Source organism: Phenylobacterium sp. (assembly GCF_031181185.1).
GTDB lineage: Bacteria > Pseudomonadota > Alphaproteobacteria > Caulobacterales > Caulobacteraceae > Phenylobacterium.
The window spans coordinates 1-2,373 of record NZ_JAPSKZ010000300.1; the positions used below are offsets into that span (position 1 = coordinate 1).

A 2,373-nucleotide genomic window follows, 5' to 3' on the forward strand; every position below is an offset into this window, starting at 1 on the left:
GGGTTCCGGAGCCTTCGCGACCGGCGCGGCCGGCGGGGTGGCGGCCTTCTGCGCCGGCGGCTCGGCCGGCAGCGTCGGGCGCAGCGTGGGCTGGGCCGGCGGGGCCGGCGCCTGGGCCACCACGACCGGCGTCGTGGGCGCGGGCCGCGGCTGCGGCTCCTCGGGCGGCGGGGTAAAGGTGGGCGGCACGGCCTCGGCCGCGCCCGTCCCGTCCGAGCGGTAGATCTGCAGGCCCGCGGCGGGGTCGGTCGGCTGCGCCTCGGCGGGGGCGGCCTCCTTCATGCCGGCGACGGGCGCGCCCACGGTCTGCGGGGCGTCGCCCGCCTGGCGCACGCCCGAGCGGTAGAAGACGAAGATCGCCGCCACCAGGCCGGCCAGCACCAGGACGCTGATGATCAGGGTGATCGGCACGGGCCGGGCGCCGCGCACCGGCTGGCGGGCGTCGAACGACAGGGGCGCGTCGGTGGGAGGCGTATAGGCGCCGCGCTCGTGGTCGGTCATCGGCTGGGCTCCGAAGAATCTGGCGCGACGCGAATCGCGCGGAATCACCGGCAGTCTAGCGAACCCCGCAGCCCGCAAGCGCCCGGCGAGCCCATTTTCTGTGGGCGATGCGCGGCGGGAATGCGGCGCGCCGGCGCAGCCCTAGCCCCAGACCTCCAGGTGGAAGAGCTTGCGGTGCTCTTCGATCGCGAAGCGGTCGGTCATGCCCGCGATGTAGTCGCAGACCACCCGGGCCCGGCCGGCCTCGTCGCGCTCCCGGGCCCGGACCTGCCATTCGGTCGGCAGCACGTCGGGCTCGGCCATGAACAGCTGGAACATCTCGGCCAGGATTCGCCGCGCCTGGCTGCGCGTGCGGTTGACCCGCCAGTGCCGGTACATCCGTTCCATCAGGAAGCCGCGCAGGACCGCCAGGTCCTCGACCATGTCCCGCGAGAACGCGACGGTCGCCTGGCCCAGGTTACGGACGTCCTCCGGCCCCTTGATGCCACCCTCCTCCACCCGCCGGCGGGTTTCGGCCATCACGTCGTCCACCATGGCGCCGATCATGCGGCGGACGGCCTCCAGCCGGATGATCGACTGGTCGCAGTCCGGATAGTCGGCCAGGGCGGAATGCACGTGCGGACCGATCAAGGGCACGTCCAGCAGCTCCTTGAGGAAGAAGAGGCCGGCCGAGACGCCGTCGTCCACGTCGTGGTTGTTGTAGGCGATGTCGTCGGCGAGAGCCGCCACCTGGGCTTCCGCCGAGGCCCAGCCGGAGAGGCCCAGGTCGTACTCGGCGTCGAACTCGGCGATGGCCCGCCAGGAGGGCTTCTCCAGCTTATCGGTCACCGGGCCGTTGTGCTTGATGACGCCTTCCAGCGTCTCCCACGTCAGGTTCAGGCCGTCGAATTCGGGATAGCGCCGCTCCAGCTTGGTCACGACGCGGAAGGTCTGGACGTTGTGGTCGAAGCCGCCGAACTGGCGCATCTGCACCTGCAGCTCGTCTTCGCCCGCGTGGCCGAACGGCGGATGCCCCAGGTCGTGGGCCAGCGCGATGGTCTCGGCCAGGTCGGCGTCCAGGCCCAGCGCGGTCGCGATCGAACGCGCGATCTGCGCGACCTCCAGGCTGTGGGTCAGGCGCGTGCGGAAATGGTCGCCCTCGTGCGCCACGAAGACCTGGGTCTTCTCCTTCAGCCGGCGGAAGGCGGTCGAGTGGATGATCCGGTCGCGATCGCGGGCGAAGGGCGTGCGCGTGCGGCTCTCGGCCTCCGGCGCCTTGCGGCCGCGCGAACGCGCAGGATCTTCGGCGAAGGGAGCCCTCGGGGGATTGGTCGCGGCCATCAAACCGTTCTTAAGCACAGGGCCTCTTGGTCGAGACCGCACGAAACCTCATATAGTCGAGGCCACTATTTCGTTTAACAGGCCATGACCACCACCGACGTCACCCTCTCGCCCGCCGCCGCAGAGCGGATTCGCGCCATCGGCCAGGCCGAAGGCCGGCCCGTCATGCTGCGGGTGGCGGTGGAAGGCGGCGGCTGCTCCGGCTTCCAGTACCAGTTCGAACTCGTCGAGCAGCCGCAGGACGACGACCTGAAGGTCGAGCGCGACGGCGCCGCGGCCCTGGTCGATGTCGTCTCCCTCGCCCTGCTGAAGGGCTCGGAGATCGACTTCGTCGACGAACTGGCCGGCGCCGAGTTCCGCATCCGCAATCCGAACGCCAAGTCCAGCTGCGGCTGCGGCGTCAGCTTCTCCATCTGATCCGGACCGCCTCGCCCAGCAAGGTGGGCCCCAACGCCCTGGTGGGCGTGCGCACGCCTTGGACCTACGCCAGCCGGCTCGCCTGGGACAAGGCCAACCGACTGGCCGGCCGCCTGTTCTTCTGGTTCGGCCTCC

General features: G+C 71.1%; 2 protein-coding genes and 2 pseudogenes. 2 read left to right on the forward strand and 2 right to left on the reverse strand.

Annotated elements, in window-relative coordinates; all coding sequences use genetic code 11:
* Together RIF93_RS20135 and RIF93_RS20140 are read right to left on the reverse strand one after the other, a co-directional pair.
* Nucleotides 1-501: pseudogene (locus RIF93_RS20135) on the reverse strand (SPOR domain-containing protein); the annotation flags it as partial.
* 141 nt (nucleotides 502-642) lie between these two features.
* Nucleotides 643-1,821: a deoxyguanosinetriphosphate triphosphohydrolase gene (locus tag RIF93_RS20140; protein ID WP_309093222.1), complete on the reverse strand. Its 1,179-nt coding sequence runs from the start codon at nucleotides 1,819-1,821 to the stop codon at nucleotides 643-645.
* Nucleotides 1,822-1,905: 84 nt separating this feature from the next.
* On the opposite strand from RIF93_RS20140, the gene erpA reads away from it, so the two are divergent.
* Together erpA and RIF93_RS20150 are read left to right on the forward strand one after the other, a co-directional pair.
* The gene (erpA, locus tag RIF93_RS20145; RefSeq protein ID WP_309093223.1) at nucleotides 1,906-2,238 is read left to right on the forward strand and encodes an iron-sulfur cluster insertion protein ErpA; all 333 of its coding nucleotides are present in this window, start codon (nucleotides 1,906-1,908) and stop codon (nucleotides 2,236-2,238) included.
* 20 nt (nucleotides 2,239-2,258) lie between these two features.
* Nucleotides 2,259-2,373, forward strand: a pseudogene (locus RIF93_RS20150) (SdpI family protein); the annotation flags it as partial.